Source organism: Ruegeria atlantica (genome assembly GCF_013032005.1).
Lineage (GTDB): Bacteria > Pseudomonadota > Alphaproteobacteria > Rhodobacterales > Rhodobacteraceae > Ruegeria > Ruegeria atlantica_A.
Window position 1 is genome coordinate 60,251 of the sequence record NZ_WQBE01000001.1, and the last position, 16,633, is coordinate 76,883.

The following is a 16,633-nucleotide window of genomic DNA, read 5'->3' on the forward strand; positions in this document are numbered from 1 at the left end:
GCGGTTAAAATTTCCGACTACCCAAATCCTAGCGGCTGCCCTATAGTTGTGGATAACTAAGCCACTGCGCTTACAATAAGAAGCGGAACAAGGGACGAGGAGAGGGCGAATGCGCTGCCCGTTTTGCGGTAATATCGACACTCAGGTCAAAGATTCACGCCCGGCAGAGGATCACGTCGCGATCCGCAGACGTCGGTTTTGTCCCGCTTGTGGGGGGCGTTTTACCACATATGAACGTGTACAACTGCGCGATCTGGTGGTGATCAAAACCAACGGAAAACGAGAGGATTTCGACCGGGATAAGCTGGAACGTTCGATCCGCATTTCGATGCAGAAACGCCCCATTGATCCTGACCGGATCGACCAGATGATTTCGGGCATTGTCCGCCGTCTGGAAAGCATGGGTGAAACCGATATCCCGTCCAGCAAGATCGGTGAGATCGTTATGGAAGCTCTGGCGCGGATCGACACCGTGGCTTATGTTCGCTTTGCGAGTGTATACAAGAATTTCCAGGCGGCCGATGACTTCGAGGAGTTTGTCCACGAACTGCGCCCGCCGCAGCCTTCGACGGACGAGTGAGCGAAACAGATAAGCGATATATGGCGCTGGCCTTGTCATTGGGGCAGCGCGGTCAGGGCACGTGTTGGCCCAATCCTGCGGTAGGGTGTGTTATCGTGCGCGACGGTCGGATCGTCGGGCGTGGCTGGACCCAACCCGGTGGTCGACCGCATGGTGAAACCCAAGCGTTGGCCCAAGCGGGCGAGGCCGCGCGAGGCGCAACTGCGTATGTCTCACTGGAACCTTGTTCTCATCACGGTCAAACACCGCCATGCGCCGAGGCGCTGATCAAGGCAGGTGTGTCGCGGGTGGTTTCCGCCATTGAGGACAGCGATCCGCGCGTGGCAGGACAGGGGTTCGCCATGCTGCGCGAGGCTGGGATTGAGGTCACCACCGGTGTTTTGGCTGAACAAGCTGCGCGCGACCATGCGGGGTTCTTCCTGAAGACAGAACAGGGGCGCCCGTTTGTGACGCTCAAACTGGCCAGCAGTTTTGACGGGCGCATTGCCACATCGACCGGTCACAGCAAGTGGATTACGGGACCGAAAGCGCGGCGAGCGGTCCACGCGATGCGTGCGCGTCATGATGCGGTGATAGTCGGAGCAGGGACAGCGAGGGCTGATGATCCGTCTCTGACTGTTCGCGATCTGGGGGTCGAGGCGCAGCCAGTGCGAGTGATAGTGTCACGCCACATGGATATTCCGCTGATGGGCCAATTGGCACGTACGGCTGCTGAGATACCGGTTTGGTTATGCCATGGTCCGTCCCCTGATGCCGATCGGGCCCGCGCGTGGGAGGGGCTGGGCGCACGTCTGATCCCCTGTGCGCTGCAGGAACATCACATAGATGCCGCTGACCTGTTACAACAACTTGGGCAGGCTGGGTTGACGCGCGTTTTCTGCGAAGGTGGGTCGGCGCTTGCGGCGTCCTTGCTGGCCGATGATCTGGTGGATGAGCTGGTGGGCTTTAGCGCGGGGCTGACAATTGGTGCCGAAGGCTTGCCCGCCATTGGGTCAATGGGGCTGGACAAGTTGGACGCGGCCCCCCGGTTTGACCTGATCGAAACCCGCGCCATTGGGCCGGATGTTTTGCATCGCTGGGCGAGGGCGCTGCGTTAGCGGCGACGCCATAGGCGAGCGTGCGTGGCAAGCGCGCCTTGCAGTTTCGATAACAAGCGCAGAGATATACTGCTCTTTCGTTCATTGCCCTCTGTCAGGCGTAGCAACGCGACTTCGACAGGGCAGGGCAAACTGGTAAGCGGATCATTGTATCGTGGATAATCGATCAACGCGGCATGAACCAAACCCAAGATGGACGGTCTTGCGCCACGTCGTGCCGGTACCGTTCCCAGATCGTTCGTCAACCCCCACCCAGCATAAAACGGGGCCCCAACCGTGGTCACTCGGATCCCGCGCAACAGGGCCTCGAATCCAAGCAAAGAGGTCATCGTCCAGACTTCTTGTGTTTGTGCAAGCAGCGCGGCTGGATCAGTGTCTGTGGCGATCACGTCGGCGAGACTTTCGTCGCCAATCGACCCTTCGCGCAGTCCGGCCTCGACATCAGGATGCGGCTTATAGATCAGGATCGCATTTGGGTTCGCCTCACGCGCGGCCCTCAGCAAGTCGGTGTTTGTGCGGACAGTCGTAGTGCCAAGCAGGATTGAGGCATCATCCTCGACCTGACCCGGAACCAGAATGCGATGCCCTTCGGGCAGTTCCGGGGGCGCTCCGCCGGTATTGTATTTGCTGAGTTGGCCCGAAACGATCTGCGCCACCAACCGTTCGGCTCGCAATTCCTGATCCGGGCGCAGGGTTTCACGTGCGGTGATCAATTCCTCCAACCGGCTTGGATGTGTCGGGTCGTAGTAGATGCCCAGATCGTCCGTTGCCAAAGACAGGGGCGGCACCAGATTGGCGCCAAGCCCGCGGGACCTCAGAAAACCGTCCTCGATCCTGATCGCGTCTTCTGCATCGCGGGCGTGGTTGGCCCAAACCATATGCGGGCAGTCGGGTGTATCGGGCGGGGTCGGAGTGAAGCGAATCTTCTTTTCGCGACCGAACATCTCTTGCAGGTGTTTGCGCTTCCACAGCCGCATGCCGGAGGCTGTCCACCCCTTATGATCCTGACGCCACGCCCTCGTTTGCGCCTCGAGCGTGTCCAGCACAGTTTCCAACTCGCACAGCTGATCCCGGTATGGGTCGTACCATGTAGGATAGAGGATCATTGCTGCGGCAAATAACTGTGCCCGGGTCAGGTTGCGCTGGCGGCGAGGGAAATAGACCTCATCCTGTGTCAGCCCCCATCCGGCATAGAAGGGCTGGCCAAAGACACGCGGCTTGTGGCCAGCCATTATAGCCTCAAAGCCCAACTGCGATGACAGGGTGTAGACGCCGACCGCACCCTCTAGCAGAGTCCATGGGCTGATGGGCTCGGTTACAAACGAAACCCGGTCGGTCATATCTTGATCCGAGTAATACCCGCTGCGATGTCCGGCAGCGGTTTCGGGATGTGTCTTGATCAGGACACGGGCACCTGGGTTTTCCTCTTGTGCCATGACCAGCATCTCGCGGAAGCGTGCGTCATCACCCGCGCTGGCCGTGACCGAGGCATCATCTCGCGCCTGATCGACCACTAGAACGTAACCCGGTTCAGGTGGGGGCAGGGTGGGATCGACGGCAGAATACTTGCTGAGGTGCAATTCGCGCATCCTTTCGGTCCCATATCGGGCCCGGTTCAGCAGGGCGGTATCGTCCAGCGGATGCGTGGCCAGAAGGGTTTCAAGATCCGAAGGCTGCGCAGGATCGAAATGAACGCCCGACCGATCAAGCAACAGACCCAGCGGCGGCTCACCCGTCCGCCCAGGATGTAACGAGCGCAAAAAGGCGTCTTCGACACGCAGAATCGGTGCGTTGTGTCGGGTCGCGATGCTAAAGCCGCGATGCGCAGTTGGGCTGTTGCCCCAAACCCCCACTACGTCTCCGTCGCGGGGAAGACCCAGCCGGATGTCGTAACCATTGAAGTGTAGGATGCGCCGTATGCGGCGTTGGGTCAGGAAACCACCGTTATAGACAAGCAACCGGGTCCGTTGTGCCCCGGCTGTTGGGTCAAGTTGCATCAGCCGCCCGTCAGCGTGGCGACGTTTGCAACCGGTGTCAGGCCACCGGCGATCAGAGAGATCGATTTGCTCCACTGTGCATACGGGGCTTCGGTCACATAGATCGTGTCGTCGTCACGGATGACGAAGTCCCTAGCGACGAACAATCCGTTGGGCGCGGTCAGGTTCAACAGATAGATCATACGCTGATCACCCTGCAGATCCTGGCGCCCCATGACGTTGCGCGCGATGTCCTGCCGTTCCTTACGTAGTACGAAAATACCGGTCGGGTCCGAGGACAGGGATTGCAAGCCGCCCACTTGCGCCAGAGCTTCAAGCGCCGAAAGGTCTTGTGTGTCGAATGCCACGCGCGACTGCCCGGTGGCCCCAAGCGCGATGTAGGAACGGCTGTCAGCTTCGACGAGAATGCGGTCTCCGCCGCGCAGCGCGACGTCCAACTGGGGATTACGCACCAGATCGTCATACCAGACCGTCCCGCGGTCATTTCCGCGGATCAGCGTCACCAGCGCGATGTCCGAACCTACGGCAACGCCGCCGGCCCGCGACAGCATTCCGGACAGGGTACGGCTTGGCCGCTCTATTGGATAAATGCCCGCTGCCCCGATTTCCCCGCTAAGCGAAACGGTTGCGCCATCCCCTGCGACACGGCGCACTTCGACTTGCGGATCAGGTGTTTGTTCCTGCAGTTCGCTGGTGATCAGTTGGCGCAGTTGCTCGGGCGTGTTGCCCGAGGCTCGGATGCGTCCGGCATACGGCACAAAGATAAAACCGTCGCTGTCGACCTGTATCTGTTCTAGGATAGTGGAGGAGCTTATTTCACCGGACAACAAGCCGTCATCGACGTTTTCCCAAACCGTCAAGCCAAGGACGTCACCGGGGCGAACAGTGTCTGCCGCTAGGCGTTGCGCACTGCGAAAAGAGGACGAAAACCCGTATTGAGGGATGGCCGAAGTGGCCTTTGCGACGCGGTCATCAACTTCGACCACAAAAGCATTGCCGCCTTTTTCCGTGGAGCCCGCCAAAATTTCGGACTTGTTGGGCCCTGATTTCGGAAGTTGACACCCGGCCAACAGGCCAATTGCGGTCACAAGGGATATCCCCCGTATCCATCGGATTGGAAAGCGCTGCACTGCCGGTAATCCTCGGTCGTTTTTGTTATGGTCTTTTGTTGGGCGCAGGCTACCCGGTTCGCGCGATAACTTCTAGCGCCAACCGGCCAGTTTTACTCAACAAGCTTTAACTGTGGCGTCTGCGCCTCTTTGTGGGACAGGACGGATTGATAGGGGTCTGCGACGTTCAGCATCATATCCGCCACGCCTCGCAAAAGCTGCCTGCGGCCCCGGCGGGAATAGAATCCTCCGGGCACCTGACTCGTTTTCAACAAAAACCGGCGATAGGTCTGATAGGCATCCTGATCCGGGGGCATCGGGTCCGCAAAGAACGCCGCCAATGGTTGGCGCGATACGAATTCGGGTTTGTCATAGACCGATTTGCCAAAGATGCGCAGCGGGATGCCACGCCACAAAACCTGCTGCCCGGCAGTAGAATTGATCGTCACGGCAGAACTCGCACCATCCAGAAGCTTGGCGAGCTTGCCGCCGGGCACATAATGCACGCGATCCGCAATTCCATGCGCTTGAGCCAGCGCATACACACGGTGGCGTAGTGGTTCGCGGTGGTTTTCCAGCGGATGTTCTTTCACCACCAACCGATGATGCGCGGGCGCGCCGTTGGCAAAACCACGGATTACATCCGCAAGAAAGTCGGACATGCAGGAATAGTCCGAATGGGATTGAACCGAGCTGTCATGCCCCAGTTGCAGCAGCGCCAGATGGTAAGGGTGACTGCTCCCCAGAACGCGCGCTGTGGCCCAGCGGCGCTGAAGCCGGTGAAACGGCATCAGTGCCAGCCGCTTGAAATACAAGCTAAATTCCTTTGATACAGGTAGGTCGCGATGCCGCCGGAAGTTTCGATAACGTCGGTTCCGAAACAATACAAACCAATGATAGAGCGCCCCATAAAAGATGTGCTGCCGCATATCCCCCCAATGCGAAGGTGGCGGTGGTGTCTGCGCTGTCGACTGATTCAGTGCATGTCGCATCTGATCGACGCCCAAAGACATCAGGCGTGAGTTTCCGTTTGAGCCGAACCGCTCATACGTTACCCACCAGGGGCGTAGGTAACCTTCCTCAAACACGTGAACCGTGACGCCGTTGGCTTGGGCAATCTTAACGGCGCTGGCGTGAATTGGGCGCGTGTCGCCGTACAGGACGATATCCGTGATTTCGCGATCTGCGATCAACTCAGACAACCTGTCCGGCCAAAGCTCGGGCGTGTCGAGAAATGGGATGTACGAGGCCTTGTCAAACCAGAACGCCTGATCCCCGGCGTTGAACCCCACGCGCCAAACCTCGGCCCCCGTAGAGCGCAGCATACGCCCGAGCCCGTTGAAAAACGGGCCATGCGGTCCCTGCAAAAACAGGAAAACACGGCGGTTCAGGCCTTTGGCGTCGGGTGACATCACTACTGCTCTTGCCTTTTGTTCAGGAAATTATGCCTGTTTCGACCTTTCCCGGCAAGGTGGGGCTTGCCCGTCACGCCGCTTGCGCTTACCTCGGCTTGGAACACTGGATCAGGTTAAGAGCTGAGGGTTAGCAGAATGTTTACAGGGATCGTCACCGATATCGGCACCGTCACCGAGCTGGATCAGCAGGGCGATCTGCGGGCCCGGATCAAAACGGATTACGACACGGCGGGAATTGATATCGGCGCCTCGATCGCCAGTGATGGCGTGTGCCTGACCGTGATCGCGCTGGGCGATGATTGGTATGACGTGCAGATCAGCGCTGAGACGGTTTCGAAAACCAATCTGGACAGTTGGCAGGTCGGTAAGCGCGTCAATCTGGAACGCGCCCTGAAAGTCGGGGATGAGCTGGGCGGTCATATCGTTTCAGGTCACGTGGACGGTGTGGCCGAGGTGGTCGCCGTGCAGGACGACGGCGACAGCACGCGCGTCACCCTGCGTGCCCCCAAAGAACTGGCCCGGTTTATCGCGCCAAAAGGTTCGGTTGCATTGAACGGAACCTCGCTGACCGTCAACGATGTGGATGATTGTGATTTCGGCATCAATTTCATCCCCCACACCAAGGAAGTCACAACCTGGGGTGATGTAGGGGTTGGTGACAAGGTGAACCTTGAGATCGACACACTGGCCCGCTACGTCGCGCGCCTGGCCGAAATGTCCTGAAACTACGTCGCGCCGGGATTGACTGGTGCCGCAAGTGCTCTGGCCTTTGACCGTCTGGTAGTCTATCCACCGGGTCAAACATGCTCTGTGAAAGGCTGCCTCATGAGCTTTGAAACCCCAGGACCCGTCGAAGCCCAGCTGCGCGACGCGATCAGCCCGATCGAAGACATCATCGACGAGGCGCGCAAGGGCCGGATGTATATTCTGGTCGACCACGAGGATCGTGAAAACGAAGGCGATCTGGTGATCCCCGCCGAGTTTGCCGATGCCGACGCGATCAACTTTATGGCCACACATGGGCGCGGGCTGATCTGCCTGCCGATGACGGCCGAACGGGTGGACGCCCTTGAACTGCCGATGATGGCGGTGAACAACTCATCCCGACACGAAACTGCATTCACCGTTTCGATTGAAGCGCGTGAGGGCGTGTCGACCGGCATTTCCGCCGCTGACAGGGCATTGACGGTCGCCACTGCGATTAACGAACAGAACACGATGGCGCATATCGCCACCCCCGGCCACATCTTTCCCCTGCGCGCCAAGCGCGGCGGGGTGCTGGTCCGTGCGGGCCACACCGAGGCCGCCGTGGATATCTCGCGTCTGGCTGGGCTGAACCCTTCGGGCGTGATCTGTGAGATCATGAAGACTGACGGCACCATGGCGCGTCTGCCTGATCTGGTCGAATTCGCCAAAGAACATGAAATGAAGATCGGCACGATCAGCGACCTGATTGCGTATCGGTCTCGCAATGACAATCTGGTGGTCGAAACATCGCGCGAGACTGTTACCTCGGAATATGGCGGAGAGTGGGAGCTGCGTATTTTCACCGATCAGACCCACGGCATCGAACATGTCGTCATGATCAAAGGTGACATCACCACACCCGACCCGGTGCTGACCCGCACACATGCCCTGCACGAAGCACCCGATATTCTGGGTCTGGGCCCGAAATCCTCTCGCGAACTGCCGCGGGCAATGGAAAAGATCGCCGAAGAGGGCCGCGGCGTGGTGTGCCTGTTCCGTCAGCCGCGCAACTCGCTTTACGCGGTCGAGGACGAAGGCCCGCGCACCATCAAGCAAACCGGCCTGGGCGCGCAGATCCTGTCCAAGATGGGTATCCAGGAGTTGGTACTGCTGACAGATTCGCCGGAAACCGTATATCTGGGGCTCGACGCTTTTGGCCTGTCCATCGTCGGCACCCGCTCAATCCTTAAGGATGACTGATCGTGGCTGAACAAGACAAACACGGCGTTCTGCCGACACCAACCTTCGACAAACCTGCGAAACTGCTGATAGTGGTCGCCCCGTTTTATCGCGCCATCGCCGACAATCTGGTAGCCGGTGCAAAAGCCGAGATCGAAGCGGCTGGTGGTACTTGTGACGTGGTCGAAGTACCCGGCGCGTTGGAAATCCCGACCGCCATCGCTATGGCGGACCGTCAGTGTAATTTCGACGGTTACGTCGCGCTGGGCTGCGTCATTCGTGGCGAGACCACGCATTATGAAACGGTGTGCAATGACTCCAGTCGCGCCATCCAACTGATGGGTTTGCAAGGTCTGCTCATCGGCAATGGTATTCTGACAGTGGAAAATGACGATCAGGCCGAAGTCCGCGCAAATCCAGAAAAGATGAATAAAGGTGGAGGGGCTGCCGCTGCGGCCTTGCATCTGATCGCGCTCAGCCGTAAGTGGGGCGCCTCACAAAAGGGCGTTGGCTTCAAGCCCCCGTCCGAGTCCATCCTTGTGGCGGGCGACAGCAACGGACCCACGACAGCATGACCCAGACAGATGCGCCGAAACCGGCCAACCAGAAACGCCTGATGAAATCCGCCGCCCGGCTTTATGCCGTGCAGGCTCTGTTCCAGATGGAGCAGTCGGGTCAGACGACCGAACAGGTTGTGAATGAGTTTCTGGATCACCGTTTCGGTGCTGTCTATGAGGGCGAAGAGATGTTGGACGGCGATATCCGCGTGTTCCGCAAACTGGTCGAGGACGCCGTGAACTATCAGGCGCCCATTGACCAGATGACCGACCGCGCGTTGGTCGCCAAATGGCCCATTGCGCGCATCGACCCGACTTTGCGCGCCACGTTCCGTGCCGCCGGGGCGGAGCTGACTCAGGGCGACACTCCGCCCAAAGTCGTCATTACCGAGTTCGTCGATGTAGCTCGTGCCTTTTTCCCGGAAGGCAAAGAGCCAAAATTCGTCAACGCCGTACTGGATCACATGGCGCGCGAGGCCCAGCCCGAGGCGTTCTGACGCCTTTACCATGGTCCGACACGCGCTAAACTAACTGTACAAGCGCAATGAGGTCCGCCATGCCCAAACTGATCCGATTGTACATCACTCAGGTTATCTGGGGATTTGTCATCTCGGCCATCTTTGTCGGGGTGCTGTTGGCGCTTAACGTGGCCAATTTGCGCGGTTTGATCAGCGGATCGGATATCGGTCTGATAGCGCTGTTCATGATCTGGTTCATGAACGGCATTGTCTTCGCAGGTGTTCAATTTGCCTATTCCATCATGAGCTTGGCAGAGAAACCGGGTGGTCCGCGTCGTGGCTCACCCGTCGTACACAGCTTTGAACCTGTTGCAGTTCAACAGAACGCGCCTGCGCCGAAGTAATTTTGCTTCAGAAAAATGTGGCGGGACCGCCAGTCAACCGTGCGGTGTGATTCCCGAGGACCTGTATGTACAGGTGGGCGCCAGGTAATCAGGCCAGGACCTGAACAGAGCCAGCCCCCTCGGAATTGCTTAAGGCCACCAGAATGCTACCTATCACAAGAAGGGCAGAACCCGCCACGCGCCTAAGTAGGGGTTGCGGCGGGTTTGCACAAGGGGTCAGGCATCGACTGTTTCGTGCAGGGCGGTGCGCATTTTGGCAAAATGCTCATCCCAGCCGCTATCGAGCGACAGGATCAGACCAAAGGCTTCGGCACTCTGAGGCAGCCCTTCGTGTTGCAACGCAAGCCGTGTACCGCCCGAAACGGGTTCGAGCGTCCATTTCACCACGCTGACGGCGTCCCCCATGGGTTTGACGGTGAATGTGTATTCCAGGTATTCCGGTGGGCGTGCAACGCGCACTTCTCCCCAGATCAACAGATCACCACTGGTTGTTCCGAACATCTCAAGCTTTTGTCCGGCGGCCAGCGGGCGTTCGGGTTTGTGAAACCATTCGGCCAGACGGTCCGGGTCCGTCAAATAGGCCCAGACGGTTGCGGGCTCGGCCCGTAGAAAGATCGTTTTTTGCAGAACGGTATGTGTCATGTGTCTTTCCTTTCAATGGCTTCTTTCAGTTTGTTCAGGCGGTCGTCCCAGAACTGGTCGAAGTAGCTGAACCAGTCGAGAACAGGGGCCATCCCCATTGGTTCCAGTCGGTTGATACGTTCCCGCCCGCGTGTCTCGACCGAGATCAGACCGCCATCCGACAAGACAGTCAGGTGCTTTTTGACAGCGGCGCGGGTCATGTCGAACCGTTCGGTCAATTGAGCGATGGTCATGTCCTGCGCGGCGAGCATCTGAACGATGTCCCTGCGGGTAGGGTCGGCCAGCGCACGAAATGCGTTTTGGGTTTGAGGCTGCATGTGCTTCACCATTCGTAATACCTTTTGGTATCATATTAAATGCAGTACCAAATGGTATTGTGTCAAGCCTGAAGTGGTTCTTGATTTTTGTTCACGAATTGTTCACATTTCTAAAATGACACTCGATCTGCAACCCGGACAAAAGCTGGCCCGCGGCGTGGCCCGCCATTTGTCGGCGCATGGTTTTGTTTCAGTTGAAGAATTCGTGCCGATGCGTGGACTGCGCGTCGATGTTATGGGGCTGGGCCCTAAGGGCGAGCTTTGGGTGATCGAATGTAAATCCAGCCGGGCGGATTATCAGTCCGATTCCAAATGGCAGGGCTATCTGGAGTGGTGTGATCGATTCTTCTGGGCCGTCGATATCGACTTTCCAACCGATCTGCTTCCTGCGGAAACCGGTCTGATCATCGCCGACGCTTATGACGCCGAGATTGTGCGCATGGCGCCGGAAGACAAGGTTGCACCGGCGCGGCGCAAGAAGATGATCCAGAAATTCGCAACGGACGCGGCGCGCAGGTTGCAAGCGCTACGTGATCCCAGGATTTAAGCGATTAGCTTTGGACAGCGCGGGCGGCCTGAGCAGCAGCGCGAATTTCATCCGCGATTTCCTCGGCCTCTTCGGGATCGAAATCCATTGGGATTTCGATGTTGTCTGCCTCGATGAATAGCCGCACCATGCCGTGATCAGTGGGCCCGATCTGCAGGTTTGCCTGAATGTCGCGTTCGGTATTGATGCCCATGTTCGCCTCCGGGACTAGGCGTTCGTGCTAACGCGCAAAGGGTTGAGAATCAAGCTGCCTTTGCGGTCTGATGAGGTATGGAGAATATTCAGATCAGACCCTTTCGCGCCACTGATGCAGCCTGGCTAGTAGAGCAGCATGGCCGGTATTATGCGCGCGACGAGGGGTTTGATTCCTCGTTCGGCGCTTTGGTGCAGAGCATTCTGGAGGATTTTGTAGCCAGCCATGATCCGACGTATGAACGCGGCTGGATAGCGGAAAGCGACGGCCACAGACTTGGCAGCATATTCTGCGTCGCATTGGACGAGCAAACTGCAAAACTACGGCTCTTTCTGTTGCTGCCCGAAGCACGGGGGAGGGGGTTGGGAAAGCGCATGCTGGACACATGCATGGGCTATGCGCGTGGTGCAGGGTACGCGGAAATGCGGCTTTGGACCCACGAAAGCCACAGGGCGGCCTGTACGCTGTATCGTGCGAATGGATGGCAGTTGCTGGACAGTAAGCCAGTGCACTCCTTTGGTGTCGATCTTGTCGAACAAAGCTGGAAAATTCGGCTTTAATCCCCTTGCATTCCTTGGACGCGTTCGGTACATCGCCCCTCACGAGTGCCGCCTTAGCTCAGTTGGTTAGAGCGCTGGATTGTGGATCCAGAGGTCCCCTGTTCAAGCCAGGGAGGCGGTACCATCTCCCTCAATATAGTCTGAAAAAAACGTGCAAAATGTGCTGCTTGGAGCAGTGACTGTTTTTGCTGTAGTTGTTGGCAGTTTTGACGGCTGGCGCGCCTGTGATTAGCGCGCCAGGTTCAGTTTCAGCTTCATTTTGCTCCGCTTTTCTGCGGGCAAATGTCGGTTCAAGTGCTTATTCACGCGACCAAAGCTCCAGATGACCACGAGGGTCAGCAGGATAAAGTAGAAGGCCAGAATCGGGTAGGGGATGAACGGGTTAAATGTTTTGTCCGCAAAATAGCCCGCGTAGTACAGTGCATCGCCACGTTGCTGCCAGACCGGGAAGGCCGAGAAGAACACCAGCGTAGTGGCATGAAAGAGGAAGATCGCCTCGTTCGTATAGGCAGGCCAGGCCAGCCGCAGCATGGTTGGCCACACGATGCGGCGGAACCGTGCCCAGCCTGTCATGCCATAGGCATCAGCAGCCTCGATATCACCCTTGGGGATCGACCGCAGCGCGCCATAGAAGATCTCGCCGGAATAAGCGGCGGTGTTGAAGAACAGCACGATCAGCGCGCCAAGCCAGGCCGAGGTGAGCGCGTCGAGGAACGGATAGCTCTGCTTCAGCGACAGGAAAAAGAAATAGGCGAAGAAGAACTGGATAAACAGCGGTGAGCCTCGGAACAAGAAGATGAACCACTCTGCCGGTTTGCGCAGCCACTTATTCGTGGAAGCCTTGCCCATGGCAAGCGCGGTGGCCAGAAAGTACCCGGTCACCAGCGCCATGATCCCGAAATAGATGTTCCAGATCATGCCCGAGCCGATCAGGGTAAACTGTTCGCACAGGGTGAAATCGTTTCGTGGCAACAAACGTTCGCCTATCCCGATCGAGCGCAGGCCGTAATCCTGGATCGTTTGCAAGCAGCTCATGCGGTGGTCTCCTTGCGCAGCAGCTCTCCGCCCGAGGTCGCCTGACCGTGGGACAGGCGGCGCATCAGCCGTTCAAGACCGATTTCCGAGACTCGGGTCATGCCAAGATAGAACACCAGCAGGGCTAGGAAGTACCACATGCGCCAGTCGCCATGCGGGTATTGGGTGAATTTCGGGTTCTTGTACCCACCCAGCTCGCGCGCCCAATAGACGATATCTTCGATGCCCAGCAGGAACAGCAGCGGTGTAGCCTTGATCAGCACCATCCATAGGTTTGACAGGCCGGGCAGGGCGTATACCCACATCTGCGGCACGAGAATACGCCAAAAAGTCTGGCGGCGGGTCATGCCATAGGCCTCGGCCGTTTCCAACTGAGCACGTGGGACAGCGCGCATACCGCCAAATAGTACGTTGGCGGCAAAGGCGCCGAAAACGATTGAGAATGTGATGACGGCCAGAAAGAAGCCGTAAGTTTCGTGTACCCATTCGGGGGCAGTGCCAAGCGGCAGCTTGGCGGCCTGACAGACGATAAAGTCATTGCCTTGTCGGATCGGATCAGTCCATTCCGGGCACAATATTTGATGACGAGTCCATTCGAACGCCTGATCCAGTGCGATCACGAAGAACATGAAGAAGGCAATATCCGGCACACCGCGCACGACGGCGATATAACCTTTGCCCAGCAGGCTGAGCGGCAAGAAATGCGACCGAGCCGCCATAGCGCCCAAAAACCCAAAACCCAGCGCGACCGGCGCCGTAATGGCCAGCAACAGCAAGACCTTGAAGAAGGACAGGTAGAACACCCAATGCACACCGTTGGTCAGATAACACGAGAACCAGCGGAACGTGCCGAGTGTTTCGGGATCAGTGCAGAACGAGAAAATGGCGGGCCTCTTTGACTGGCAAGGGCGCATGGGCGGCGCGCCCAAAGATCAGGCGCGCCGCTGAATGTAAGATCAGAAGGTCGAGGACACTTCCCACTTGGTGATCAGCTCGTTCAGGCTGCCGTCGTCCTTCATGGACTGGATGGCGGTGTTGAACTTTTCTTTCAACTCACCGTCGGATTCACGGATACCCATGCCGACGCCACCGCCCAGCGGAACTTCGTCGCCAACAAAGACTAGACCCGAGCCATCTTCGGTGAAAGGCACCAGGAAGGATTTGTCTGCCAGAACTGCATCCGCTTCACCACCGCGTACGGCGGCAATGGTTTCTTCCGGGCTTGCGAACTCAACCAGAGTTGCGCCGGAATCAGCAACGTAACCGGCCTGAATGGTACCGGTCTGCGCCGCGATCACGCCGCCTGCCAGATCAACGCCATCGGACAAGGCGATATAGGCCGACGGATCCGGCGGCGTGTAGTTGTGGGTGAAGTCGATGACTTCGTCACGCTCATCAGTGATCGACATACCCGCGATGATCGCATCGTAGTTGCCCGACACCAGGTTCGGAATGATCGAATCCCAATCGTTCTTGACCCATTCGCATTCCAGGTCGGCACGCTTGCACAGCTCATCGCCCAGCTCACGCTCGAACCCGTCGATCTCGCCCGCGTCATTGACGAAATTCCACGGTGCATAGGCACCCTCAGTGCCCAGGCGGATGGTGTCTGCCATGGCCATACCAGCGCCAAGCGCCAGTGCTGCAGTAGTCAGAATCAGTTTTTTCATTGGATACTCCCCAGTTTTGTTTTCTGTCCTGAAGTTAAGCCGCCTGAGTGGCGGAAAGAAAGCCCCGAAGCCGTTCGGATTCGGGGGACGTAAAGATATCTTCTGGCAGGCCCTCTTCTTCGATCAGGCCCTGATGCAGGAACACGACGTGGCTTGAGATGTCGGCCGCCATTTTCATGTCGTGGGTCACGATGATCATGGTGCGCCCTTCGGCGGCCAAATCCTTGATCACCTTGATCACTTCCTGTTCCAGTTCCGGGTCCAGTGCCGAAGTGGGTTCGTCGAACAACAGCGCCTCGGGCTCCATACACAGGCCGCGGGCGATGGCTGCGCGCTGTTGCTGACCGCCCGAAAGCTGCGCCGGGTAGACATCGCACTTATCGCCAATGCCAACCTTCGCCAGGTATTTTCGGGCGCTATCCTCGACCTCTTTCGGGTCGCGGCCCAGAACGGTTACCGGGGCCTCCATCACGTTTTGCAGGATGGTCATATGAGCCCAAAGGTTAAACTGTTGAAACACCATCGACAGGTTGGTGCGGATGCGCATCACCTGTTTTGGGTCGGCGGGGCGGCGATGGTGAAGGTCACCGGCCCAGCGTACGGGTTCACCCTTGAACAGAATCTCGCCCTGCTGGCTGTCTTCCAAAAGGTTACAGCAGCGTAACAGTGTGGATTTGCCTGACCCGGACGATCCGATAAGCGAAACCACATCCCCGCGTCTTGCCGTAATATCAACCCCTTTCAGCACCTCGAGATGGCCGAAACTTTTGTGGAGGTTTTTGATTTCGATAACGGGAGTGGAATCTGTCACGGGTGGCCCATGTGTTGTCGGTGTTGGTGCGGTAATAGGGCGCAAAAATCGGGGCAATGCAATGCGCAATTGACATCATCGGGTGCTGAAACCGTCAAATTGACCAAACGTACTGACCAAAATGATCACCGATTGGGTCAGATGGCATAATCCCGGACCGGATTGGGGACTGACAAATAGTTCTCGGCAGGGATGGTTATCAGGCCGCGAAGATGCAGCAGGTCGCGATCTTGTGGGTTCAGGTCGTCAATTGCTGCGCGAACAGCGCGGGCGATACCTGGTGCATCCTGCCCGATGGCCGTGATATAGGGCAGGGCGGGCGTCGGCGGCGTCGTTCCAACCTCGCGTAGGGACGCGTCAAGGTCGGAATGCGTCTTGAGCAATTCCCAGGTCAATGCATCCAACGCCGCGTAATCAGCCTGTCCATCGGCCACAGCGTCGGCAGAAAGCGCATGCCCACCGGTTTCAAGTATGGTTTTGGGGCACAGGTTGAGCGCCTCTAGATGAACCATTGGCGCAGCCCACCCCGATTGTGACAGGCCCTCGTTATAGGCAAACGTGCCGTTCGAAAGCCCGTGCAGATCGCGCGGGTCATTTTTTCGGGCCACAAAAACGGAGTGATAATAACCGGGCGGGCACCCCTCAAGCCCATAGTCCGGGGTGCCGACCAGCTGTACGTTGCCATGTAGGCGGGTGCGGTAAGGCATGCCGCAGGTCTGCGCAAAGGTCAGGTCGGGGTGTTGCCAGACATCCCAGAAATCGGTGTCTCGCGTTAGCTGATCCGGGCCAAAGCCCAGGTGATCGCGAATCAACGCCCATAACCGATCATTCGCAGGCTGTAATGCGGGCATGTCATACATGCCCAGCATCGCGATCACGACTTGGCGGCCTTTTGACGTGCCAGGGCGGAATCTACGTCACTGACGCCCAGCAGGCTGACCACCAGCCGCAACAGCGAATCCTCTTCGCCCGAGCGCTGTCCGTCGGCCAAAGCGACGGACCACATCGCCTGCACCACGGCCAGACGGTCGTCATAGGCTACGGCCTCTTTGATCGCGCGGGTAAAACGGACCGTGTCGGGGGCCTCAGACTCTAGGTCTTCGGCCCGGGCGCGCAGGGCGGCGGCCTCGAACGGGGACAGGCCATAACGTTCGGCTGAAATCTTGTCGATTCGGGCCATCTCGGTATCGGCATAGTCGTTGTCGGACCTGGCGATGCGCACCAGCAGGGCCGTCAAGGCGAGACGGGCATCATCATCGGCAAGCGGGTCGGGGGCGGGCTGTGTCAGCCGGGACAGGAAATCACTAAACATGGG

The 16,633-nt window shown here is 58.2% G+C and carries 21 protein-coding genes and 1 tRNA gene; 10 read left to right on the forward strand and 12 right to left on the reverse strand.

Translation table 11 applies throughout. The features are described 5' to 3' along the window. Nucleotides 1–109 precede the first annotated feature (109 nt). Nucleotides 110–580, forward strand: a complete 471-nt coding sequence (gene nrdR / locus GOX21_RS00305; RefSeq protein WP_005983889.1) for a transcriptional regulator NrdR — start codon at nucleotides 110–112, stop codon at nucleotides 578–580. Then, on the forward strand, nucleotides 577–1,677 hold the full coding sequence (gene ribD, locus GOX21_RS00310; protein WP_170374721.1) for a bifunctional diaminohydroxyphosphoribosylaminopyrimidine deaminase/5-amino-6-(5-phosphoribosylamino)uracil reductase RibD: 1,101 nt from the start codon (nucleotides 577–579) through the stop codon (nucleotides 1,675–1,677). The genes nrdR and ribD overlap by 4 nt, the downstream gene beginning before the upstream one ends. Here ribD and GOX21_RS00315 read toward each other — a convergent pair. The 3 genes from GOX21_RS00315 to GOX21_RS00325 form a co-directional block, all read right to left on the reverse strand. Then, nucleotides 1,674–3,674, reverse strand: a complete 2,001-nt coding sequence (locus tag GOX21_RS00315; RefSeq protein WP_170374723.1) for a capsular polysaccharide biosynthesis protein — start codon at nucleotides 3,672–3,674, stop codon at nucleotides 1,674–1,676. The two genes, ribD and GOX21_RS00315, sit on opposite strands and share 4 nt — an antisense overlap. Next, the gene (locus GOX21_RS00320) at nucleotides 3,674–4,762 is read right to left on the reverse strand and encodes a polysaccharide biosynthesis/export family protein (protein ID WP_368039971.1); all 1,089 of its coding nucleotides are present in this window, start codon (nucleotides 4,760–4,762) and stop codon (nucleotides 3,674–3,676) included. The genes GOX21_RS00315 and GOX21_RS00320 overlap by 1 nt, the downstream gene beginning before the upstream one ends. A 134-nt stretch (nucleotides 4,763–4,896) precedes the next feature. Next, on the reverse strand, nucleotides 4,897–6,195 hold the full coding sequence (locus tag GOX21_RS00325; RefSeq protein ID WP_170374725.1) for a capsule biosynthesis protein: 1,299 nt from the start codon (nucleotides 6,193–6,195) through the stop codon (nucleotides 4,897–4,899). 138 nt (nucleotides 6,196–6,333) lie between these two features. Here GOX21_RS00325 and GOX21_RS00330 point away from each other — a divergent pair, with 138 nt between their 5' ends. From GOX21_RS00330 to GOX21_RS00350, 5 genes are all read left to right on the forward strand, one after another. Next, nucleotides 6,334–6,921, forward strand: coding sequence for a riboflavin synthase (locus GOX21_RS00330; RefSeq protein ID WP_170374727.1), 588 nt, complete (start codon nucleotides 6,334–6,336; stop codon nucleotides 6,919–6,921). 102 nt (nucleotides 6,922–7,023) lie between these two features. Beyond that, a complete protein-coding gene (gene ribB, locus GOX21_RS00335; protein ID WP_170374729.1) occupies nucleotides 7,024–8,145 on the forward strand; it encodes a 3,4-dihydroxy-2-butanone-4-phosphate synthase in 1,122 nt (373 codons plus the stop codon). A 2-nt stretch (nucleotides 8,146–8,147) separates the two neighbouring features. Beyond that, the gene (locus GOX21_RS00340; RefSeq protein ID WP_170348264.1) at nucleotides 8,148–8,699 is read left to right on the forward strand and encodes a 6,7-dimethyl-8-ribityllumazine synthase; all 552 of its coding nucleotides are present in this window, start codon (nucleotides 8,148–8,150) and stop codon (nucleotides 8,697–8,699) included. Next, a complete protein-coding gene (gene nusB / locus GOX21_RS00345; RefSeq protein ID WP_170348265.1) occupies nucleotides 8,696–9,178 on the forward strand; it encodes a transcription antitermination factor NusB in 483 nt (160 codons plus the stop codon). The genes GOX21_RS00340 and nusB overlap by 4 nt, the downstream gene beginning before the upstream one ends. 59 nt (nucleotides 9,179–9,237) lie before the next feature. Beyond that, nucleotides 9,238–9,543 carry a hypothetical protein gene (locus GOX21_RS00350; protein ID WP_170348266.1) on the forward strand — a complete coding sequence of 102 codons (306 nt, stop codon included), beginning with the start codon at nucleotides 9,238–9,240 and terminating at the stop codon, nucleotides 9,541–9,543. Nucleotides 9,544–9,759: 216 nt separating this feature from the next. Here the strand turns inward: GOX21_RS00350 and GOX21_RS00355 are convergent, their stop codons facing one another. Further along, nucleotides 9,760–10,185, reverse strand: coding sequence for an SRPBCC family protein (locus GOX21_RS00355; protein ID WP_170374732.1), 426 nt, complete (start codon nucleotides 10,183–10,185; stop codon nucleotides 9,760–9,762). Beyond that, nucleotides 10,182–10,502 carry an ArsR/SmtB family transcription factor gene (locus GOX21_RS00360; protein ID WP_170348268.1) on the reverse strand — a complete coding sequence of 107 codons (321 nt, stop codon included), beginning with the start codon at nucleotides 10,500–10,502 and terminating at the stop codon, nucleotides 10,182–10,184. The genes GOX21_RS00355 and GOX21_RS00360 overlap by 4 nt, the downstream gene beginning before the upstream one ends. A gap of 115 nt (nucleotides 10,503–10,617) precedes the next feature. Between GOX21_RS00360 and GOX21_RS00365 the strand changes: the two genes are divergently transcribed. Beyond that, nucleotides 10,618–11,049: an MmcB family DNA repair protein gene (locus GOX21_RS00365; protein ID WP_170348269.1), complete on the forward strand. Its 432-nt coding sequence runs from the start codon at nucleotides 10,618–10,620 to the stop codon at nucleotides 11,047–11,049. A 4-nt stretch (nucleotides 11,050–11,053) separates the two neighbouring features. Here GOX21_RS00365 and GOX21_RS00370 read toward each other — a convergent pair whose 3' ends face one another. After that, the gene (locus GOX21_RS00370; protein WP_170348270.1) at nucleotides 11,054–11,242 is read right to left on the reverse strand and encodes a DUF6324 family protein; all 189 of its coding nucleotides are present in this window, start codon (nucleotides 11,240–11,242) and stop codon (nucleotides 11,054–11,056) included. Between the two features lie 77 nt (nucleotides 11,243–11,319). On the opposite strand from GOX21_RS00370, the gene GOX21_RS00375 reads away from it, so the two are divergent. Both GOX21_RS00375 and GOX21_RS00380 read left to right on the forward strand, forming a co-directional pair. Then, entirely contained in the window at nucleotides 11,320–11,802 is a 483-nt protein-coding gene (locus tag GOX21_RS00375) for a GNAT family N-acetyltransferase (protein ID WP_170374733.1), read from the forward strand. A gap of 47 nt (nucleotides 11,803–11,849) precedes the next feature. After that, nucleotides 11,850–11,926: transfer RNA gene (locus tag GOX21_RS00380), tRNA-His, on the forward strand. 104 nt (nucleotides 11,927–12,030) lie between these two features. On the opposite strand, the gene GOX21_RS00385 is transcribed toward GOX21_RS00380, so the two are convergent. The 6 genes from GOX21_RS00385 to GOX21_RS00410 form a co-directional block, all read right to left on the reverse strand. Beyond that, on the reverse strand, nucleotides 12,031–12,837 hold the full coding sequence (locus GOX21_RS00385; protein ID WP_170374735.1) for an ABC transporter permease: 807 nt from the start codon (nucleotides 12,835–12,837) through the stop codon (nucleotides 12,031–12,033). Further along, nucleotides 12,834–13,721: an ABC transporter permease gene (locus GOX21_RS00390; RefSeq protein WP_170349373.1), complete on the reverse strand. Its 888-nt coding sequence runs from the start codon at nucleotides 13,719–13,721 to the stop codon at nucleotides 12,834–12,836. Before GOX21_RS00390 ends, GOX21_RS00385 begins: the two co-directional genes overlap by 4 nt. 72 nt (nucleotides 13,722–13,793) lie before the next feature. Beyond that, nucleotides 13,794–14,507: a transporter substrate-binding domain-containing protein gene (locus GOX21_RS00395; protein ID WP_170374737.1), complete on the reverse strand. Its 714-nt coding sequence runs from the start codon at nucleotides 14,505–14,507 to the stop codon at nucleotides 13,794–13,796. A gap of 34 nt (nucleotides 14,508–14,541) precedes the next feature. After that, complete coding sequence (locus GOX21_RS00400) at nucleotides 14,542–15,318, reverse strand: ABC transporter ATP-binding protein (RefSeq protein ID WP_170357811.1); 777 nt, start codon at nucleotides 15,316–15,318, stop codon at nucleotides 14,542–14,544. Between the two features lie 137 nt (nucleotides 15,319–15,455). Beyond that, a complete protein-coding gene (locus tag GOX21_RS00405; RefSeq protein WP_170374739.1) occupies nucleotides 15,456–16,196 on the reverse strand; it encodes a phosphate/phosphite/phosphonate ABC transporter substrate-binding protein in 741 nt (246 codons plus the stop codon). Beyond that, the gene (locus tag GOX21_RS00410) at nucleotides 16,193–16,630 is read right to left on the reverse strand and encodes a TerB family tellurite resistance protein (RefSeq protein WP_170348276.1); all 438 of its coding nucleotides are present in this window, start codon (nucleotides 16,628–16,630) and stop codon (nucleotides 16,193–16,195) included. The genes GOX21_RS00405 and GOX21_RS00410 overlap by 4 nt, the downstream gene beginning before the upstream one ends. Nucleotides 16,631–16,633 lie beyond the last annotated feature (3 nt).

Bases quoted from the DNA above. Each gene is read 5' to 3' on its own strand.
- GOX21_RS00330 (WP_170374727.1), top strand. From the start codon at position 6,334: ATGTTTACAGGGATCGTCACCGATATCGGCACCGTCACCGAGCTGGAT.
- ribB (WP_170374729.1), top strand. From the start codon at position 7,024: ATGAGCTTTGAAACCCCAGGACCCGTCGAAGCCCAGCTGCGCGACGCG.
- GOX21_RS00350 (WP_170348266.1), top strand. From the start codon at position 9,238: ATGCCCAAACTGATCCGATTGTACATCACTCAGGTTATCTGGGGATTT.
- GOX21_RS00315 (WP_170374723.1), bottom strand. From the start codon at position 3,674: ATGCAACTTGACCCAACAGCCGGGGCACAACGGACCCGGTTGCTTGTC.
- GOX21_RS00410 (WP_170348276.1), bottom strand. From the start codon at position 16,630: ATGTTTAGTGATTTCCTGTCCCGGCTGACACAGCCCGCCCCCGACCCG.
- nrdR (WP_005983889.1), top strand. From the start codon at position 110: ATGCGCTGCCCGTTTTGCGGTAATATCGACACTCAGGTCAAAGATTCA.
- GOX21_RS00385 (WP_170374735.1), bottom strand. From the start codon at position 12,837: ATGAGCTGCTTGCAAACGATCCAGGATTACGGCCTGCGCTCGATCGGG.
- nusB (WP_170348265.1), top strand. From the start codon at position 8,696: ATGACCCAGACAGATGCGCCGAAACCGGCCAACCAGAAACGCCTGATG.
- GOX21_RS00355 (WP_170374732.1), bottom strand. From the start codon at position 10,185: ATGACACATACCGTTCTGCAAAAAACGATCTTTCTACGGGCCGAGCCC.
- GOX21_RS00365 (WP_170348269.1), top strand. From the start codon at position 10,618: ATGACACTCGATCTGCAACCCGGACAAAAGCTGGCCCGCGGCGTGGCC.
- GOX21_RS00325 (WP_170374725.1), bottom strand. From the start codon at position 6,195: ATGTCACCCGACGCCAAAGGCCTGAACCGCCGTGTTTTCCTGTTTTTG.
- GOX21_RS00370 (WP_170348270.1), bottom strand. From the start codon at position 11,242: ATGGGCATCAATACCGAACGCGACATTCAGGCAAACCTGCAGATCGGG.
- GOX21_RS00360 (WP_170348268.1), bottom strand. From the start codon at position 10,502: ATGCAGCCTCAAACCCAAAACGCATTTCGTGCGCTGGCCGACCCTACC.
- GOX21_RS00395 (WP_170374737.1), bottom strand. From the start codon at position 14,507: ATGAAAAAACTGATTCTGACTACTGCAGCACTGGCGCTTGGCGCTGGT.
- GOX21_RS00375 (WP_170374733.1), top strand. From the start codon at position 11,320: ATGGAGAATATTCAGATCAGACCCTTTCGCGCCACTGATGCAGCCTGG.